This is a genomic window from Paenibacillus sp. FSL R5-0701, assembly GCF_037973995.1.
Taxonomy (GTDB): Bacteria; Bacillota; Bacilli; order Paenibacillales; family Paenibacillaceae; genus Paenibacillus.
Genome location: NZ_CP150230.1, coordinates 432,769 through 451,135, shown reverse-complemented (window position 1 = coordinate 451,135; position 18,367 = coordinate 432,769). Strand labels below are relative to the sequence as shown.

18 protein-coding genes are annotated in these 18,367 nt (G+C 47.4%); 11 read left to right on the top strand and 7 right to left on the bottom strand.

Going from position 1 to position 18,367, the window contains the following annotated elements; all coding sequences use genetic code 11:
* Nucleotides 1–131: 131 nt before the first annotated feature.
* Entirely contained in the window at nucleotides 132–299 is a 168-nt protein-coding gene (locus MKZ13_RS02180) for a hypothetical protein (RefSeq protein ID WP_017691019.1), read from the bottom strand.
* 304 nt (nucleotides 300–603) lie between these two features.
* Here MKZ13_RS02180 and MKZ13_RS02175 point away from each other — a divergent pair, with 304 nt between their 5' ends.
* The 4 genes from MKZ13_RS02175 to MKZ13_RS02160 all read left to right on the top strand — a co-directional run bounded on the left by MKZ13_RS02175 (nucleotide 604) and on the right by MKZ13_RS02160 (nucleotide 5,298).
* Nucleotides 604–1,434 carry a histidine kinase gene (locus MKZ13_RS02175; RefSeq protein ID WP_221823874.1) on the top strand — a complete coding sequence of 277 codons (831 nt, stop codon included), beginning with the start codon at nucleotides 604–606 and terminating at the stop codon, nucleotides 1,432–1,434.
* Between the two features lies 1 nt (nucleotide 1,435).
* Nucleotides 1,436–2,092 (top strand): response regulator transcription factor, encoded by a 657-nt coding sequence (locus MKZ13_RS02170; protein ID WP_339181431.1) that lies wholly within the window; start codon nucleotides 1,436–1,438, stop codon nucleotides 2,090–2,092.
* Nucleotides 2,093–2,342: 250 nt separating this feature from the next.
* Nucleotides 2,343–4,058, top strand: coding sequence for a copper resistance protein CopC (locus MKZ13_RS02165; protein WP_221823872.1), 1,716 nt, complete (start codon nucleotides 2,343–2,345; stop codon nucleotides 4,056–4,058).
* A gap of 463 nt (nucleotides 4,059–4,521) precedes the next feature.
* Nucleotides 4,522–5,298: a YcnI family protein gene (locus MKZ13_RS02160; RefSeq protein ID WP_260632942.1), complete on the top strand. Its 777-nt coding sequence runs from the start codon at nucleotides 4,522–4,524 to the stop codon at nucleotides 5,296–5,298.
* Nucleotides 5,299–5,526: 228 nt separating this feature from the next.
* Here MKZ13_RS02160 and MKZ13_RS02155 read toward each other — a convergent pair whose 3' ends face one another.
* The 4 genes from MKZ13_RS02155 to MKZ13_RS02140 form a co-directional block, all read right to left on the bottom strand.
* Nucleotides 5,527–5,805, bottom strand: coding sequence for a hypothetical protein (locus MKZ13_RS02155; protein ID WP_237177562.1), 279 nt, complete (start codon nucleotides 5,803–5,805; stop codon nucleotides 5,527–5,529).
* Between the two features lie 45 nt (nucleotides 5,806–5,850).
* On the bottom strand, nucleotides 5,851–7,191 hold the full coding sequence (locus MKZ13_RS02150; protein WP_237177561.1) for a hypothetical protein: 1,341 nt from the start codon (nucleotides 7,189–7,191) through the stop codon (nucleotides 5,851–5,853).
* A 15-nt stretch (nucleotides 7,192–7,206) separates the two neighbouring features.
* Nucleotides 7,207–7,488 carry a hypothetical protein gene (locus MKZ13_RS02145; RefSeq protein ID WP_100527832.1) on the bottom strand — a complete coding sequence of 94 codons (282 nt, stop codon included), beginning with the start codon at nucleotides 7,486–7,488 and terminating at the stop codon, nucleotides 7,207–7,209.
* Nucleotides 7,489–7,841: 353 nt separating this feature from the next.
* Complete coding sequence (locus tag MKZ13_RS02140) at nucleotides 7,842–9,098, bottom strand: DUF445 domain-containing protein (RefSeq protein ID WP_221823869.1); 1,257 nt, start codon at nucleotides 9,096–9,098, stop codon at nucleotides 7,842–7,844.
* Between the two features lie 333 nt (nucleotides 9,099–9,431).
* Here MKZ13_RS02140 and MKZ13_RS02135 point away from each other — a divergent pair, with 333 nt between their 5' ends.
* From MKZ13_RS02135 to MKZ13_RS02125, 3 genes are all read left to right on the top strand, one after another.
* Complete coding sequence (locus MKZ13_RS02135; protein WP_339181426.1) at nucleotides 9,432–10,271, top strand: aldo/keto reductase; 840 nt, start codon at nucleotides 9,432–9,434, stop codon at nucleotides 10,269–10,271.
* A gap of 261 nt (nucleotides 10,272–10,532) precedes the next feature.
* On the top strand, nucleotides 10,533–11,051 hold the full coding sequence (locus tag MKZ13_RS02130) for a sigma-70 family RNA polymerase sigma factor (protein WP_221823865.1): 519 nt from the start codon (nucleotides 10,533–10,535) through the stop codon (nucleotides 11,049–11,051).
* Nucleotides 11,048–11,899: a hypothetical protein gene (locus MKZ13_RS02125; RefSeq protein WP_221823863.1), complete on the top strand. Its 852-nt coding sequence runs from the start codon at nucleotides 11,048–11,050 to the stop codon at nucleotides 11,897–11,899. Before MKZ13_RS02130 ends, MKZ13_RS02125 begins: the two co-directional genes overlap by 4 nt.
* Nucleotides 11,900–12,051: 152 nt before the next feature.
* Here the strand turns inward: MKZ13_RS02125 and MKZ13_RS02120 are convergent, their stop codons facing one another.
* On the bottom strand, nucleotides 12,052–12,510 hold the full coding sequence (locus MKZ13_RS02120; protein ID WP_076216501.1) for a cupin domain-containing protein: 459 nt from the start codon (nucleotides 12,508–12,510) through the stop codon (nucleotides 12,052–12,054).
* A 257-nt stretch (nucleotides 12,511–12,767) separates the two neighbouring features.
* Here MKZ13_RS02120 and MKZ13_RS02115 point away from each other — a divergent pair, with 257 nt between their 5' ends.
* Nucleotides 12,768–13,619, top strand: a complete 852-nt coding sequence (locus tag MKZ13_RS02115; RefSeq protein ID WP_017691033.1) for an AraC family transcriptional regulator — start codon at nucleotides 12,768–12,770, stop codon at nucleotides 13,617–13,619.
* Between the two features lie 152 nt (nucleotides 13,620–13,771).
* Here MKZ13_RS02115 and MKZ13_RS02110 read toward each other — a convergent pair whose 3' ends face one another.
* Nucleotides 13,772–15,385 carry a glycoside hydrolase family 28 protein gene (locus tag MKZ13_RS02110; RefSeq protein WP_221823861.1) on the bottom strand — a complete coding sequence of 538 codons (1,614 nt, stop codon included), beginning with the start codon at nucleotides 15,383–15,385 and terminating at the stop codon, nucleotides 13,772–13,774.
* Nucleotides 15,386–15,872: 487 nt separating this feature from the next.
* On the opposite strand from MKZ13_RS02110, the gene MKZ13_RS02105 reads away from it, so the two are divergent.
* From MKZ13_RS02105 to MKZ13_RS02095, 3 genes are all read left to right on the top strand, one after another.
* Entirely contained in the window at nucleotides 15,873–16,601 is a 729-nt protein-coding gene (locus tag MKZ13_RS02105) for an amino acid ABC transporter ATP-binding protein (RefSeq protein WP_051449904.1), read from the top strand.
* 39 nt (nucleotides 16,602–16,640) lie between these two features.
* A complete protein-coding gene (locus MKZ13_RS02100; RefSeq protein WP_047840395.1) occupies nucleotides 16,641–17,471 on the top strand; it encodes a transporter substrate-binding domain-containing protein in 831 nt (276 codons plus the stop codon).
* Nucleotides 17,472–17,572: 101 nt separating this feature from the next.
* On the top strand, nucleotides 17,573–18,295 hold the full coding sequence (locus MKZ13_RS02095; RefSeq protein WP_036616642.1) for an amino acid ABC transporter permease: 723 nt from the start codon (nucleotides 17,573–17,575) through the stop codon (nucleotides 18,293–18,295).
* Nucleotides 18,296–18,367 lie beyond the last annotated feature (72 nt).

Here is an 18,367-nt window from a genome sequence, read left to right as displayed (position 1 = left end):
GAACGGAGCTTCTTCTATAAGCCCCTAAACAAGTCAAAGCGCTATCCCCGGTCTGATCGGAGATAGCGCCATTTTCATTTTCATGGAATGAATCGTACACCAGACAACTTCATTCTCGTGCAGATTCTACATTAAGATTTGGTATTCAGTTCATGTGAGGTCTGATGCAGCTCTTTAATCATCTGCTGCAAAAACATGTTGTCTTGGCGACTGATACCGTGCTGATTGTCTTGAACAAGCATCTGGTGAATGTTCTTTTTGAGCAATTCACTGCGACGTTCCAATACTTCTTGACTCATGTTGTTGCTTCACTCCTTAACATGTTTTGTAATGAATTCACGTTCTATATAAGTATAGAGGACCTTCTCCGATAGGGAAAACGGACTCAGCCTTCCTCAGCTGGTCACACCAACCCTCACCTAGCGTGACAACATTTCACCCCTTGTCATTCTTAGATATCCTTTTAAATACTCCCTGATCCTCCCCAGCTTTCTCCAAAGACACAGACTAGGGTCTTGGACAAGCTTGCGTTATAATGGTCCCATCCCTATATAAATAAAGTACCTAATTAAGCTAATCCTAGATCAAAGGAGTTCTGCATTCATGTCCTATAAACAAATTAAATGGATGATTCTGCTGATCCCCACTTTCACGGTTGGCATCTGGGAATATATTCGCCATCAGTTTCTGATGCCATACCTTTCGATGGACGCCGGGAACTGGTTAACACCCGTCATTGTTTATCTCGTCAGCGTGACACTGCTCAGCCGATTGTTCCACATGCTCGAAGGTGCCAGGGCTGCTCTGGAGCAGGAACGTGCAGCGAAAGCAGCTCTGGAAGCTCGTGACCAATTGGCACGGGAACTTCACGACGGCATATCTCAGTCTCTTTTCCTGCTCTCAGTGAAGACTGATAAAGCAGGCCGTAGTCTGGCAGGCAGCGGACATGAGCATGAGATCCAGGAGATTCAAAAAACCGTGCATGAAGTCAATACATATGTAAGGCAAGCTATCGCCCAGTTGCGTTTTGTTCCTTCCTCTACGGTAACATCAGAAATTATTTCACTGCATGCGCAGGTTGAAGTGCTCGTCAAGGAAACGGTACCTGGTGCACAGATTCATTGGGACCTCAAGGGTGTAACGTTCTCTGCCAAGGAACAAGTGGAACTGCTCGCTTGTATCCGGGAGGGTTTACTGAATGTACGCAAACATGCGCAGGCTACCCGCGTTCAGGTTCACGCGGAAGGTAACCCAATTGCCTGGTTCATTTATATTCAGGATAATGGGAATGGACTACCTGGAGATCCTCTTCATCTGAAGGATCGGTACGGACTGCGAATTACGAAAGAGCGTGCTGCCGAGATGGGGTGGTCTTTTACCCTCGATTCAAGATCAGGGCATACCCGAATGACGATAGGAAAGGAGCATACTTAATATGGAACATGTACGTGTATTGGTTGTTGATGATCATGCGCATGCGCGTGAAGCGATCTGTAGCATTTTATCCGAGGACAGCCTGTTTGAAGTGATTGGTACAGCTTCGAATGGACAGGAAGCGCTGGAGCTCACCGGGCAATGGATGCCCGACCTGATCCTGATGGACGTGCAGATGCCGGGCATGGATGGGCTGGAAGCCACCCGTCAGATCAAGCTGCGATTCCCTTATGTTATTATTGTTATGGTCACGGTATCGGATGATGTAACGTTTCTGTTCGAAGCACTGAAACAAGGTGCTCAAGGCTATTTGCTCAAAAATCTAACGCCTTCCACCTGGCTTGAATACCTGCGCGCCATCGTCAGTGACGACGCACCGCTCAGTAAGGAACTGGCCTACCGGATTTTGCAGGAGTTTCCCGCACCACGCAGTGAAGATATGCAAGATAACCCGCTAACGGCACGGGAGCTTGAGATTCTGCAATGGGTATCCGCGGGATATACCAATCGGGAGATTGCCGATCAACTCGGTATTTCAGACCAGACGGTGAAGAATCATCTCAAAAACATTTTGCAGAAGCTCCAGCTTGAAAACCGGGTACAGCTCACCCGCTATGCGCTAGAGAGCGGGCTTGCGGGACGTAAACTTCGCAAATAGCGCAGTTTCGTAGTGATATGTGAATGGTAGCACGAACGTAACACATACCTATATGAGATTTGTAACATGAGACGAGATGTTGTTCTGCAACATACACATTCATGCTTTTGTCACATTTATGTAGACCAAATCGTTTTTTTATAGCCCAATGTAGTCATACGCAGTCATTTTGGACAAAGTTATAATGGGTTAGATTGTGCTTAGAGGACCATGAATGACTACAAATCTATAACCTGAGGGTGATGATTTTTTGATTTTCACACGCTTTACCCTGAAATGGGGCAAACGGCACTGGGCATTGGTCACCTGCCTGTTGCTCTTATGTTGCCTTGTTATGCCACAGTGGGCATCTGCCCATGCTTATATTGTTAAGGCTTCGCCAGGAGAAAATGAGATCCTCGTAGCTGCTCCGGAGCAGCTGACGCTGGAGTTTAACGAATCCTTGCAGACGGCCTTTTATGATATCAAAATTACCGGCCCTGACGGCAATCAGGCAGACGATGGAAATGTACAGATTGATGTGGATCGCCCTCATATTCTGGAGACTGGCCTTCAGGCTGGACTCGGGAACGGGACTTATGCCGTTAACTGGAAAGCTGTATCTGCCGATGGGCACCCCATCCAAGGGACATATGTTTTCCACATCGGTGAACCATCCGGTTCTCCTGCCGGACTGAGTGATCTTACATCCGGTTCCGGTTCAACAGGTGGACCGCTGAAATGGATCGTTTCCCTGACAGACTGGATTCAGTATCTCGGATTGTCTGTCATTCTGGGGACACTTGCATTCTTGCTGCTGCGAATTGCACCGACATCCATGACAAGAGAACCTATGGACGTTCCGGGTAGCTACAGATTGTTATGGATCAGCTATGCTGCTGCTTCCTTTGCCGCCTTGGTCAGCCTGCCACTGAATACATTGTATGAATCTGGTGTGGCTCTGAACGAACTAAGCTGGGGACTGATCGGAAGTGCGCTCAAGCTGACATCCTTTGGCCAGATCTGGATGTTACAGATCCTCATTGTAATGCTGCTGGCTGTCACGATTCTCTCCGGATATGATCGCGATCGATCCATCCGTGCTCGCATCTGGTCTTCTTACGGCTCACTTGTGCTCGTGCTTGGATGGCTGTTCACGCATGCCATGACGGGACATCCGGCTGCGGCGGATCAACGTGCGCTCGCGATTGCCATGGATTTCACACATCTGATTGGTGCCGCTTTCTGGATTGGCGCACTAACCGCCATGGCGATATGTCTGCCTCCACTGGCGGATAAGCTGCCATCGAAGGTGCGAGGAGAAGTCTACTGGGTTGCTATTCGCAGGTTTACCGCCTGGGGAATTGGCGCCGTAGCCGCTCTGGTTGCTACTGGGATATACAGCAGTCTGATTATTCTACCAGCACCTGTGCTGACTTCCTTGTTCACTACAGCCTATGGCCTTGTCCTGATTAGCAAGATCGTCCTGCTGATTGTGATGGTTCTCTTTGCATGGCGTCATGCCAGATTAGCAAGAGCAGCAACAGGAAGCAGATTATCCGGCAGCCTGAAAGCTGAGCTTGCTACTGGTGCTGTGATTCTCGCTCTTGCTGCCGTACTGACACACCTGTCTCCAGGACAACCGGCTGCGGTCGGACCGTATCAGGAGACCAAAACTACCGAAGATGGCTCAGCGATCACACTTCAGGTGAGTCCCAATGTAACGGGAGAGAACCAATTTGAAGTCGATGTGAAACGTGCAGATGGAAGTATCGTTAACGATCTGGAACAGATCACCCTGTCACTCACACATCTGGACATGGATATGGGAATCTATGAGATCACCATTCCGAAAAATGACACCGGTGTGTACAAGGCTGAAGATTACATCTCCATGCCTGGACGCTGGAATATCAAGGTACATCTCCTGACCAAAACGTTGGATGCACTAGATGCCGAATTTGAGATTGATACCGCCAAGCCATAGTTACACAAAGATCAAATTGAAAAGTGACCCTATCTAAAATTAGTGTTTCTACAAACTGCAAATGTAGTGAAGGGAATGAAATTGATTCTGGAGAAGCGAAGCACTCGCCTTTATTCCCGGATTTCAACTTATTACTATTTAAATTGAACTATTATTTACACTGAAACGGAGAGGGCAGAAAAAACCTGAAAAAGCGAAGCGTTCGCCTTTATCACCAGATTTTCCCCTTTAAGAAAAGGGAATCAAAAAATCTGGGGATAACAGCGATTGGAAGGTTATTCTGTCATCGGAGTGTATGTGTAAACCATCTTTAGTTCAATTTATATAGTTGGATCAATAAATTCGGGAATAACGGTGATCGAAAGAACCATTCGTAACCGAAACGGCCTTTGCAGAACGTAGACACTCATTTAAGAAAATGGGCCGCATCATATATGATAAGAACTGAAAGGGGTTATTTATTTTGAAGAAAACATCATGGATTTCCAAACTAACATCCACTATCGCAACAGGTACCGCAGCATTCATGTTATTCGCCGGATTCGCGAGCGCTCACGTTACCGTTAGCCCATCCGTTGCACAGACAAGCGCATGGCAGACGTACACGATTAAGATTCCATCCGAGAAAGAACTGCCTACGACCAAAATCACCATGAAAGTTCCGGAAGGTGTTGCATTCAAGCAATATCAACCACTGGCAGGCTGGAAAATCACTACAGAGAAGAACGATTCCAATGAAGTAACATCAATTACGTGGGAGATTGACGGCGATAACGAGGGAATTCTGGCAGGACAATTCCAGCAGTTCAACTTCGTTGCACAGAACCCTAAGGCGGAAAGTGAAGTAGCTTGGGATGCATTCCAATACTACAGCGATGGCAGCATCGTAGAATGGACAGGCCAACCAAGTGATGCCAACCCGCACAGTATCACAACGATTAGCGAAGATCCGGCTGCTGCTGGTAATGCTGCGGCAGGTGGAGGTCATGCCAACGATGGACACGATAGTGCAGGTACAGAAGGCGCCACTGGGGATAATGCAGCTACCGACGATAGCAAAGCAAACGATGACACCACGCTGGGCGATGCCCTCAATGACACCGTTACAGGTGAACCAAACAACACGGATACAGACCCGGGTACGCTGAAGCTTCAACAAGCAACGTTGATCGTATCCATTCTGGCTCTGATTCTGTCCTTCTTGGGAATCGCGTTGGCTACACGCCGCAAAAAACGTTAAGAACTAACTCACAGATTTACGAAAACCTGAGAAAAATTCAGATAACAAAGAAGCCTATGGCACCGGGATCAAACCCGGTATGCCATAGGCTTTTTTAGCTATCATCATCTTGATTGGCTACCCATGTTCTTTACAATCCGTGGTTAAGGCTCTAATCATGCCGCTCCACGGTCACACTCTTATCCAAGCTGATTGCCATCCGCAATATGGCATCAGCCTTACCACTCTTTAGCGTTCCTGATCCGTCTGGATCATGATCTCAATGTATTGCAGCAAGCTTTTCTTCTGCTGTTCGATGGATTGAATACGTCTGGACAGGCCCGCAAAAAACTCTTCAATCTGCTGTCTTGTATGATCAGCAGACTGGCCTTTCCAATCGTTCAGGCGACTGTATAACGCCCTCGCTTCCTGTTCATCGGCTTGCAGACGGGCAAGCAGCTGTGTCAGTTCTTTTTCCGCGATTCGAAGATCATTCAATTCCACCAGCAATTGTCCACCCACTTGCATTCCCCTCCCCCATGTACGTGATATCGACATTAACCAACGTGGTTCCTAATTAAAATGAACCGGACTCTCGTCCGCCTGCCGGAAAGCATCTGCTTTCTCATCAATAAAGTTCAGGAACTGACTGGTATGTTTCATATGCCATGTGCTAAGTTCTTGAATCGACGCGTCCAGTTGGGTGACAATCGGCTCCAGCCTGCGACTGCGACTTGTATGCAGGTATTGAGCCATGCGGCTTCGTACCTGGTTTAGCTCAGCATTGCATTGTTGTGCATTTTGCTTCCACCGCGAAGCGACACTTTTCAGTTCTTCCGGCGTTACCTGAATCAGTCCTGAAGCCGCAGCAGCCGAAGCCATACCTCCACCGCCGCCAGACTTGGAACGTAACGGACCTAAGTTCTTGCTGAACGGTCCCATGTGATCCATAAGGCGTGGTGAATAGCGGATTCTCTCTCCAGTAATCGGATCGTACAGGTCATTGGATATGTAACCATTTTTGAAATCATATTGATCCAGACTGTGATAGTTTTCCCCGCCAAATGAGTTCTTGGCTTTATCGATAATACTCACGCCGTCATTCGCCGAGTCATAATCGGAGTTGATGTAATAGGTCGATCCCACATGCCGGTCATATCCTCCCAGCGTTCCGCTGGCTACCAGATCACTTGGATTGGCATAGTTCACAACCTGCCCGTCAAATGCACCCGCTTCTGCCCGGCGCCGCATTTCTGGCGTCAGATTACCCATTACAGATGGTGCACTAAACGTCACGGCTGGAATTCCGGTATAAGCAGATGCATATTGTGCATTTCCCCCGCCCAAGGAATGTCCGGTCATCGAGAAATTCAGATCCTTATGCTTGTTCTGCATGTGATTTGCGTAGTCTTCGGATTGATACATCTGATTGGCCCAGCCTGTAGGGGAAACGGTTTTTTCAATATCCTTTACGCGATCACCCGTCCAGTTCTCCACGTCTCTTACCCTGTCACCAGCCCAATCCTCCACTTTGGATATCCCCGTGAAGTCCTTGACACCTTCGACCCCTTTGTCGAGCCAATCCGGCGTAAGATTATTGACAAAATTCCCGGCCTCCTGCTGGCCCTTACGAATCAATTCTCCGCCCCCAATGCGGCCATCCATGACAAAGTCAGGTACAGAGCGATCCAAGGACGCACTTCCTTCTGTACCACGATAAGCAATGACAGCTTCCTTGGTCTCGGGATTATAAAATGTTACGGCATCAAAACCGGAAAATTTATTGCTTTCCGTCCCCTCAAGGACCTCCCATCCGGGAAGTTCCGTTAATTTGTCTCCAGCCTTTTGATCCTGGTAGGCTAGATCAGACATCGTTTTATACGTTTCATCATCAATATTGGACCCGTTACTCAATAACTACACCTCCCTTTATTTGTCGTATGGATTATGTCCCTTGGCCATCATCACTTCCTCAATCTCAGGGCTAATGACCAGGTTCTTGGTTACTTTCTTTTTATAGTCGTACGAAATGCCAAAGCTCTGATCTTCATGATCTTTCACATGCCCTTTCAGCCCAATCTGGGACACTGCCATTTCCGGCAACAACTCTTTGCTTGTAATCACAACATCCAGTTCAAACTTCTGCTTGAAGTGCTGAATTACGGTTGCTTCAGCTTCTTGGTATAGAGCTTCCTTCTCACTTGCATTCATGTTCTGACAACCTCCCAAAAATATAGTAAACACCATCATTAGTGTGAACAAACCCTTCAACCACCCTGCACGTTTAATACGGATCCCCCCTCATGATAGAATAGAGGCATTCACTATATGTGAAGTACACCCTATTCATCTGTTACCTGCATCATAGTACAAAATCAACATGAGCCATATCGGCTAACAGAATCGTTTTCATGTAACTTTCTTCCTATATGATTCAAATAGGACACTTTGGTGTACATTACCCACTTTCCTAATTCTTGCATCAAGTACATCATAATTTTCCCATCCACGACAAAAAGAGCCTGCTCCTCGAAAGAGCGGCCCTCCTTTTGCATGATTTACTGTTATGCCAATGCCATCTGCAGCGCAGTCAGCGCAATCCCGATAACAAATCCGGTAACGGCTCCGTTGATCCGAATCCATTGCAGATCCTGTCCAACCTTATCCTCAATCATCGAAACCAAAGTGGCATTGTCCATTTTGTCCACATTTTCGCGTACCAGTTTACCGATTTTGGAATGGTTTTTCTCCAGCAGTGTTGTGACGCCATTTATAATCTTGGCATTCATGCCTGTCATCAACTCGTCATCTGCCCGCAGATCAACCAATACCCGCTCAATGGCAGGCAGTGCATACGTATCTACATACTGTCCATCTTCCATCGCGGCGAGCGCCTTGTCTCTCAGTTCGGTGAGTTTGTTCAGCACCGTTTCCTCTGCGTTCCAACCCTCCAGCATATTGTTCTTCCAATTGTTGATTCCATCTTGCATAGCCTCGCTCATTGCCAAACGCACCGTCTGGGTACGTACCATATCAAGCACCTTGTACCTTAGAGCGCTGCCTTCACGTTTCATATCCTCTACCCGATCGAAGAGATATCCTTGTAAAATGCCACCTAGACGCTCCTCGTTCATATAACCCAGGAACGCATTCATCGCAAACTGCATCAATCCGTTCATCTGAATGCCGCTGATGGCTTTCATGCCGCTTTCACCCAAAAACATGATCGTCTCGGGTTTAACCAGCCACTCCTCGGCTTGCTTCAGTCCGTAGTCCAGCGCTTTGGCGTCATAACCCCGCTCTGTCATCTGGTGGGCAGCCCGTTCCAGAATCGGACCCAGATCAAAGGCGCCCGCTTGTGACTTGATCTCACGTGCCACGAGCGGAGCAATCTGCTCTAACGGCAGACCCGCCAGAATTCGCTTGCAGAGTGTATCAATCATCGTCTTGATCCCGTCACTGTGAAGCTCACGGGTCAACGTATCGAGTACCGTCTCTGCTGCTTTGAAATCTGCAATTTTCTCGGTAATACTGTCTTTGTTTAGCAAGTTATTCTCTACTGCGGAGACCAGACCTTCCGTCATTTTATCCCGATTTTTCGGCAGCAATGCCGTGTGTGGAATGGGAATGCCGAGCGGGTGACGGAATAATGCGGTAACTGCGAACCAGTCCGCAAGTCCACCCACGAGTCCCGCTTCAAATGATCCTACCAGCAACTTGCCCACAGGAGCGCCCTGGAACGGCAAGGATGCAGCAAATCCTGCTCCCATCACTACGAGAGACCAGGCAGCTGCTTTTTTGGTTTGTTTAGGTTTAGCCATTGTATTCTTGCTCCTTTATCGTTAATCGTACGGTCCGGTCTGTACCCGATTCCGTACTTCGTCTGTTCTTATGTAAACTCTCCAATTACAAAGTCTTGACTTCCATGTTTCGTATACTTCATCTTATCACCCACAAGCGTCAAAACCAAACCTCTGGTTGAGGAAAAAGGATAATAGCGGCGTTTGTCTCGTAAAATGGATCGCTCCCTTTTCCAATACAAGGAAGAGTTTAGTATAATCATTCAAGACGGCTCTTCGATATCGATTGGCTGCTGAACAGCAGGGTAATTACATAGTGGAACAATGAATCAATAAGAGGAGGAATTTCGGACCATGAAACACGTGCAGGACACAACCACACTCTATAACGGAGTCAAAATGCCATGGCTGGGGTTTGGGGTATTCAAAGTTAAAGACGGAGACGAAGTCGTTCATGCTGTCAAAACAGCCATTCAAGCTGGTTATCGCAGCATCGACACAGCCAAAGCGTATAACAACGAAACAGGTGTCGCTCAGGGTATTCGTGAATCTGGAGTAGCTCGTGAGGATCTGTTCATTACCACTAAAGTATGGAATAGCGATCAGGGATATGAATCCACGCTAGCTGCCTTTGAAGCCAGCATGGAACGACTTGAACTGGAGTACCTGGATCTCTATCTCATCCACTGGCCGGTTAAGGGCAAGTACAAAGATACATGGAGAGCGCTGGAGAAACTCCATAAAGAAGGACGCATCCGGGCGATCGGTGTGAGCAACTTCCAGATTCACCATCTGGAAGACTTGATGATCGATGCCACGATCAAACCAGCAGTTAATCAGGTGGAGCTTCACCCACTATTAATTCAGTCAGAGCTTCGTGAGTACTGCAACAAACATCAGATTCAGATTGAAGCCTGGTCTCCGCTCGGACAAGGTCATCTGATGGATCATCCGTTGCTGAAGGATATCGCCGCCAAATACAGCAAGTCCCCCGCACAAGTAATTCTGCGCTGGGATCTGCAGAACGGCATCGTGACGATACCGAAATCCGTCACCCCTGAGCGTATTCGCGCGAACGCCGATCTCTACGATTTTGAGTTAACTTCGGAAGAAATAGAGCAGATTAACGGCCTGAACGAGAACAAACGCTTTGGTTCTGATCCAGATAACTTTAACTTCAAAATAAGCAGATGAATTCGATTACACCCGCCTTCGATCTTGGAAGAGCGGGTGTTTTGGTATGTGATGTTATAGGCCAACTATTCGTTGTTAAGAATGGAGGCGAGGCTCATTAGCCTATACAGGGCCGAAAGAAAAAAGTTTTTTTGACCGTTTAGAACTATTTTGTCTCCTCATCAGTCTAACGAGTGTCAAGCGAACTCAAGCACTTATATAGAATCCAGGCCTGGAACAAGCGGTGACTTGAATATTTAGGTTGATCAGGGGGGATCAGGAGTGATTAGACTGAACCATAAAAAGACAAAAGAAGAACAGTTCAGCGAAAAAATAACAGAGATTCAAAATAAATTATATCGACTGGCATACTGCTATGTTAAAAATGAACAAGAAGCGCTGGATATCGTATCCGAAGCGGTCTATAAAGGGTTCATCGCTTATGGAAAAATGGAGTCCATGACTTATTTTGATTCCTGGATGTCACGAATTGTGATTAACACGGCGATAGATCATATTCGACGTAACCAGCGAGTGACCTATATGGAGGATCATGTGCAGGAGTTTGTGGCTCCAGAGCGAGGGGCGTCGCTGGAAGAAAAAATGGATCTATATGATGCACTGGACCGGCTTATCCCCGAGGAAAGAGCTTATATTATATTAAAAATCTTTGTGAATCTGCCTTTTCGAGAGATGGCTGAAGTGCTCTCCATACCGGAAAATACAGTTAAGTCCAAATTCTATCGTATTATCAAAAAATTAAAAATTTATTTGATTGAAGGAGAGGTCGAGAACGTATGACAGGAAAAGATCGATACGAAAATATTGAAATCCCTGCTCAACTTAATGACGTTATTCATCGTGCACAGAAAAGAGCCGCTGCTCGCAAGAGTTCATCTCGAATGATTCGTTATGCCTCAGTCATAGCGGCATGTGCTGCTTTTCTCTTCGTGGTGAACATCCCTTCCGTAGCAAACGCCATGTCCAAAATACCTGTGGTCGGAACGATTGTTCAGGTACTTCAATTCGGCGATGGCGGCAAGATTACCGATGGAGTAACTGTCGGATCGGAAGCAACCGAAAATACGCTTAAAATCAATTTTAGCACCGACGAGCAAGATCAGACTAATGATGCGCCCCATTATAATGTGGTACACAAAGAAGCACCGAATCGTATCCTCTTCACTTTTAGCGGTGCACGTTACATGGATATAGAGAAAGTCAAAGCCGACTTCATGACCCAGCCTTTAGTGAAAGATGTTTATGGTTCCATGATTTTAGACGACTCTTCCGTCGGATTCGTAGTTGTACTGAAAGAAGGGGTACAGTATGCCGTAACGGAATTCAAGAACCCTGGATACCTGGAAGTGAAACTGACTTCCGACGGCAAACCGGTCACACCTTGGAAAGTATACTCTCTCCGCACAGAATCAATGCCTTTTGGAGAATCGATGGGTATAATTAAAGAATCCTATCCGGATGAGGACATCTCTTTCCTCAAAACGCCCACTGGTGAGTTTACAGCAGTTATTGGAGAATATCTTACCGCTGAAGAAGCTGAACAGAAGCTTAAAGAACTCGCTCAGCAACCGGATTATCATGAGGAGTTTTATGTGGACAGCTGGATGAGTAACGAGAATCCCAAGTGATCAGTTATTGCCAAAAGTGATGCTTATTCAAAAGGGAATGATCTATCCCTGAACTGGGTACAGACCTTAGCATACTTAATACGCGCAATCCAAAAAAATCCCGATTCGGATGCCTATGCACCTGGATCGGGATTTCGTGATAAAAGTTATACTTAGCCTTTGGATACCAGCTTGAAATCATCAAAGTGGAAACCTGGCGCTACTACGCAAGTTACCAGTACAGGCTCATCGCCCAGCGGACGTGCTGTCTGCCATACGCCGGCAGGAACGAGCACCTGTGGTGATTGCCCCGCAGCAATATCCATCCCCAGAACAAGAACTTCCTCGTTCTCCGGGTTCTCCCCGTTGCCGCCCAGCTTCAGTTCAACCGGACTGCCGCTGTGCCACAGCCAAAGTTCATCGGACAGAACCGTATGCCACTCGGAGATTTCATGTGCATGCAGCAGGAAATATGTGGAACTTGCCGAGAATCGTGGGCCGGAGTATGTATCCGGCAGAACGGACTGTGGAATCTGATAAGATGCCTTCCATTCTTCCTTATACCAACCGCCTTCAACGTGAGGCTGCATATTGAGCGCAGCAACCAATGGCGATAATTCATGTGTCGTCATAACATGTTTCCTTCCTTCCAAATCATATTGGAGACACTCCTTAACCAGAGTTTCGCCTCTCTCCCCCTACTCTAAAACATCATTCAAGTTTTGTCACCTTGACAGTACATATGGGCCATGCCAGATTCGTTCTCTCGGTTTTTAACGATAGGATTAAAGAAATATTTCATTTCCAATGATAGCGTTTACAAAAAGATGGATTTTCCGTTATGATATGGATATCGTTGTTAATCCGTGAAGCAGAGGGGAGCTGTACCATGAGTCTCATAGAGGATCGGATTGGACCCAAATACCGAATCGGTGAACATTCATTTACCATTGAACATATGCGAAGACATGACGGGAATGGTATGCCACAACCTCACGCTCATCCATTCTACGAACTGTATTACTTGCTTGAAGGTGAACGAGTCTATTCCATGAATGGTCAGATTCTGTCCGCCCGCAAGGGTGATTTCATTCTGATTAATCCACACGATGTACATACCACCTCCAAAGGAAGTATTCCCGGCTTCGAACGGATATTAATCGGTTTTTCGCCTGCTTTTGCAACGGGGATGGAACTTGGCATATGTGGTCTGCTGCCTTTTAATTGTTCAAGACTCCTTCGCCTGCCTGAAGCGGAACAGCCCGAGATGGAGCGTATATTGTGGCAGATGCTGCAAGAATGCAAAGAGCGACGCCCTCACTATGAGATCGCCGTAAGAAGTCTGCTTGCCCAACTTTTGATCCGTATTCATCGGGTAGAGGAGAACATCCGGCAGTCATGCCCCGGCCCCTTGCATCCGATGCAGGACAAAATCAGTGAAATCGTCACTTATGTGAATAAAAACTATACCGAACCACTTACGCTGGAGGGTGCAGCCAATCGTTTTTATATCAGCCCATCCTATCTGAGCCGGATGTTCAGCCGATTTACGGGGTTTCGATTCAGCGAATACTTGCGTGTTGTCCGCGTCCGAGAGGCACAGCGAAGACTGCTTTCCACACAAGAGCGTGTACAAATGATCGCAGAGAAGGTAGGATTTGAGCATACGGCTCATTTTAACAAAACATTCAAACAGGTTACCGGTACAACACCGCTGCGCTATCGCAAGGAACACCGGTAGATCATCCGATAACTTCATATAAAAGCCGAGTGGGTGGCCTTGCTCCAGAGATTACGCATCCCTTATATCGTGAAGCACCACGATTACTGGATCTATGGCTACGCCACTGCGGCTGAGTTTGACCAACTTGTATAAACCTTATTACATAACTTTTACCTGCGAATGATCACACCACTTCGTACCTCGGGACCAACAGAGATCTGGCGACCTTCTGTGTCGGCATCACCTTCTCGGCAGACAATGCCTGCGGATTCGTGTCCTGTCACCATCAGAAGTCGGCCATCTGCGCCTTTGCCCTGAATGCTCTCTAATTCTGCCCCTTTACACTGGTGCAAATGAACCAGCGGACCTTCGGTGATCTGCGCCTGCAATTCAGCGATATGCAGATGTTTCGCATGAGCACATTGGATACCACTGCGGGCTTGCACGCTGTAACGCTGGATGATCACCCCATCCAAAGGCAGTTCCGGCAATCCACTCACAAGCAACGCAGTGTCGGCACCAGCACAGACCACATCCGATATTCGAATATCCCGGAACACTGGCGTCTCTTCGCTAATCTCCTGAGACAGATCACTGCCCCGGGCAGAGCCCTCCTGATTCGCATAGAAAAAGGAAAACGAGATGGCTTCCATAATGATATCTTTCATATATATACGCTCAATCTGAATGTCCTCAACCACTCCGCCGCGCCCACGTGCGCTTTTGAAGCGAAGTCCAATGTCCGTTCCGATAAACGTACAATCCGATACTCGCACATGCCGCACACCACCGGACATTTCACTGCCAATGACAAACCCGCCATGACCGTGATACACCGTGCAATCCCGAATGGTGATGTACTCCGATGGCAGGCCAAGCTCACGGCCTTCGGCGTCCTTGCCTGATTTTAGACAGATCGCATCATCACCGACATCGAATATACTCTTCTCCACCACCACATGACGACAGGATTCAATGTCCAGCCCATCTCCATTCTGAGAAAACCACGGATTCCGCACACTCACGTTACGAATGGTGACATGCTCAGATGCCCAGGGGTGCAGATTCCATGCAGGTGAGTTCTGGAACGTTGGACCGTCCAGCAATACCCGTTTGCATCTCCGTAAACTGACCATGTTGGGACGCAAAAAGTCTCTAACTTCTTCATAGGCAGTGGTATCACTTACCTGCTCCTGATGCAATCGATTCGCAATGGTGCCGCCTTCAAGTGCAGCTGTGGTAGGCCACCAGATTTCTTCATCCCCACCGGATTGCTCTACAACACCACCGGAAGCGACTAATTTTTTCCATTGTGAAGTGGTCATTTTGGAGCGTTTCACCGGACGCCACGCTTCCCCGCCACCATCCCATATCCCCTCACCAGTAATCGCAATATCCTCCAGTTGATCACCATCGATCGGGGATTGGCAACGTACCACCTGCCAGCCTTCGAAGCTTGATGCAATTAATGGGTATTGATCGAAATCTCGGCTAAATGTAACCAGTGCCCCTGCTTCCACATGTAGCTCGATCCGGCTGCGCATTACAATCGGACCTGTGAGCCATACCCCGGCAGGAATAACGATTCTCCCACCTCCTGCTTCAGCACATGAAGCGATGGCAAGTCGGAACATCTCCGTATTATCTGTTACTCCGTCTCCAACAGCTCCATAGTCTGTAAGCTGAAAATCCTGAGCAGGAATGACAGGCAAATTGGCTTCATAAGCTCGAACATCGAACTGGGCACTTGCTCCTGTCGACATTGGGGAGTGATATGTATTCATCGTGCAGAATCATCCTCTCTACATGTAATGGAATTGTTATGGGATCAATGATCAATATATCGCTTTTACTTTCTTTACTTACGTTCAAACGGACACTCTCTCACTCCATCATATCAATGGCATGACGTGTAGGGTTGAGCTTTCTTGCCATGTACACGTGGAACTTGATGCTATTTGTTTTGTTAATCAGAGTCATAAATCAAACATCACTTCTAGTATACTCTATACAACTATTCCAAAGGTTGGAAAACAACTAGGAGAATAGATTCATTTTTCTGTCAGGATTCGTCACAAGTGAGTTAATAACATGACAGATATATAACATATTTTCTGGCTATAGCCCTAGGTTACCCATTACTTATGTCATGTTTTATCACAAACCAATTGCCATAAGCAGGATGACTATGTATGATTAAATAACTAGTTTCAATTTATTCCTTATTATCCCTTTTACACACAGACGTTGCAGAAAGGATGGGGTGTACTCTTGATTGAATTTAGGGGTGTCCAGAAGCATTTCGGTCATTTTCATGTCCTCAAGGATATCCATCTTCACATTGAAGAAGGAGAGGTCGTCGTCATTATCGGACCTTCCGGCTCCGGCAAAAGCACATTACTCCGCTGTATTAACCGCCTGGAGACCATTACCGAAGGTGAACTTGTCGTCAGTGGGATTCCTCTACATCAGAAAAAGGTGGACATTAACCTCTTCCGCCGTGACATCGGCATGGTATTTCAACACTTCAATCTGTATCCTCACAAAAAAGTCATCGATAACATTACCCTTGCACCCATGAAGGTGCGCAAACAACCCAAAGAACAAGCAGCCGCAACAGCAATGAAGTATCTGACCCGAGTGGGCATTGCCGACAAAGCAGACAGTTATCCCTCCCAGTTGTCCGGTGGACAGCAACAAAGGGTAGCCATCGCCAGAGGACTCGCCATGGAGCCCAAAATCATGCTTTTTGATGAACCTACCTCCGCACTCGATCCCGAGATGATCGGGGAAGTCCTCGATGTTATGCGTTCCCTTGCCCATAATGGCATGACCATGGTCGTCGTTACCCATGAGATGGGATTCGCCCGCGAAGTTGCGGACCGGGTCATCTTCATGGACGAAGGCCGAATTGTTGAAGAGGCCAACGCTGCTGAATTTTTTGACAACCCCAGAGAAGAACGAGCACAGCAATTCCTGAGCCGTCTGATTCATCATTGAAAATAATCCAATATTCCATTTTGAAAGGGGTCTTTATTCATGAAGAAATTATTGAAATGGCCATCATTTATGCTTGTCCTCATTCTCTCCCTTGTATTGTCAGGTTGTAGTACAGGTACAGATACACCTTCAGCGAGCGGTGGTGGTGACGCCGAGGCGAAAGGCACAATTGAGCGGATTAAGGAACGCGGCAAGCTCATTGCCGGTGTGAAATACGATACGAAGTTGTTTGGCTTGAAAGATCCCGCAAGTGGCAACGTTGAAGGGTTCGATATTGATATCGCCAAGGCACTCGCCAAACAGATCCTTGGAGATGAGACAAAGGTCGAACTGAAAGAGGTCACTTCCAAGACGCGTATTCCCATGCTGCAAAATGGAGACATCGACATCATCATCGCCACAATGACGATTACGGATGAGCGTAAGGAACAGGTAGATTTCAGTGATGTTTATTTTGAAGCAGGGCAGTCCCTGCTGGTGAAAAACGACAGTGCAATTACCGGCTTGGAAAGCCTCAGCGGGGTGAAAGTACTCGCGGTGAAAGGTTCCACATCTGCTCAGAATATTCGCGAGAAAGCCCCGGATGCTGAGGTGCTTGAATTCGATAACTATCAGGATGCATTCACTGCTCTCAAAGCAGGTAAAGGCGAAGCGCTGACCACAGATAACATCATCCTCATCGGCATGCAACAGACGGATAACAGCTTCCAATTGGTTGGTGGTAATTTCACAAGCGAACCTTATGGTATGGCCATTCGCAAAGGCGACACTGCCTTCGTGGAGGAAGTCAACACGCTGCTCAAAAGCATGAAAGACAGCGGGGAATATGACACATTACATGAGAAATGGCTGGGCGCGAAGCCCGAGTAACCCGAATTAAGATAGGTAAGCGGCGAATTCGTCTGCTGGATGCGAAGCATGAGCAGACGTAATCGCCGTTTCTACATCTGGAGAACGGAGGCTTCGCCTATATGGGCACATTGGATTTCAGCGTACTAATGCGACACTCGGATCGTTTTCTGGAAGGGTTCCTGAATACCATTCAAGTGAGCATTATGGCTCTCATTGGTAGCTTTATCCTTGGCGCGATCCTGGCTATCTTTCGGATATCCCCTGTGAAACCGCTGAACTGGATTGGCACGGCTTTTGTGGAATTTATCCGAAACATCCCATTGCTGCTGGTTGTGTTTTTCTTCTATCTTGGACTGCCTGCACTAGGCATCTCGCTGGATGGGTTTGTCTCCGGTACTCTGGGTCTGACCATCTACACCGCAGCTTTCATTGCCGAAGCGATCCGAGCGGGCATTCAGACGGTGCCGCGTGGACAACTGGAAGCAGCAAGATCTTCAGGCTTGTCCTATGTACAGGCCATGAACCTGATCATTCTGCCCCAGGCCATCAAAATTGTGTTGCCGTCCATTGGCAACCAGTTCATCAATTTGGTCAAAAACTCATCCATTCTTGCCGTTGTCGCCGGTATGGATCTTATGTATTTTGCCGACCTGGTTAACTCGGATACATTCCAGCCGCTAAGTGTGTACACCATTGTTGCGCTGTTCTATCTGGTGCTGACACTACCACTCAGCTTTCTGGTGCATTATATGGAGCGCAGGTTTGGACAGAGCGATGCAGAAGCGCGCAGCACCAAAGGCAAACCGAAAAAGAACAAACCGGCAGGTCAGGTCACCATGTAGCAGATTGACTTGTACCTGCGCAGATTTTCAGGGAAATATATCGACTTGTCCATGCCCCATCTATTGATCTTC

Coding starts and splice junctions, on each gene's coding strand:
- MKZ13_RS02095 (WP_036616642.1), top strand. CDS start 17,573: ATGGGCACATTGGATTTCAGCGTACTAATGCGACACTCGGATCGTTTT.
- MKZ13_RS02140 (WP_221823869.1), bottom strand. CDS start 9,098: ATGGCTAAACCTAAACAAACCAAAAAAGCAGCTGCCTGGTCTCTCGTA.
- MKZ13_RS02175 (WP_221823874.1), top strand. CDS start 604: ATGTCCTATAAACAAATTAAATGGATGATTCTGCTGATCCCCACTTTC.
- MKZ13_RS02115 (WP_017691033.1), top strand. CDS start 12,768: ATGAGTCTCATAGAGGATCGGATTGGACCCAAATACCGAATCGGTGAA.
- MKZ13_RS02135 (WP_339181426.1), top strand. CDS start 9,432: ATGAAACACGTGCAGGACACAACCACACTCTATAACGGAGTCAAAATG.
- MKZ13_RS02170 (WP_339181431.1), top strand. CDS start 1,436: ATGGAACATGTACGTGTATTGGTTGTTGATGATCATGCGCATGCGCGT.
- MKZ13_RS02100 (WP_047840395.1), top strand. CDS start 16,641: ATGAAGAAATTATTGAAATGGCCATCATTTATGCTTGTCCTCATTCTC.
- MKZ13_RS02145 (WP_100527832.1), bottom strand. CDS start 7,488: ATGAATGCAAGTGAGAAGGAAGCTCTATACCAAGAAGCTGAAGCAACC.
- MKZ13_RS02180 (WP_017691019.1), bottom strand. CDS start 299: ATGAGTCAAGAAGTATTGGAACGTCGCAGTGAATTGCTCAAAAAGAAC.
- MKZ13_RS02155 (WP_237177562.1), bottom strand. CDS start 5,805: ATGCAAGTGGGTGGACAATTGCTGGTGGAATTGAATGATCTTCGAATC.
- MKZ13_RS02120 (WP_076216501.1), bottom strand. CDS start 12,510: ATGACGACACATGAATTATCGCCATTGGTTGCTGCGCTCAATATGCAG.
- MKZ13_RS02110 (WP_221823861.1), bottom strand. CDS start 15,385: ATGAATACATATCACTCCCCAATGTCGACAGGAGCAAGTGCCCAGTTC.
- MKZ13_RS02125 (WP_221823863.1), top strand. CDS start 11,048: ATGACAGGAAAAGATCGATACGAAAATATTGAAATCCCTGCTCAACTT.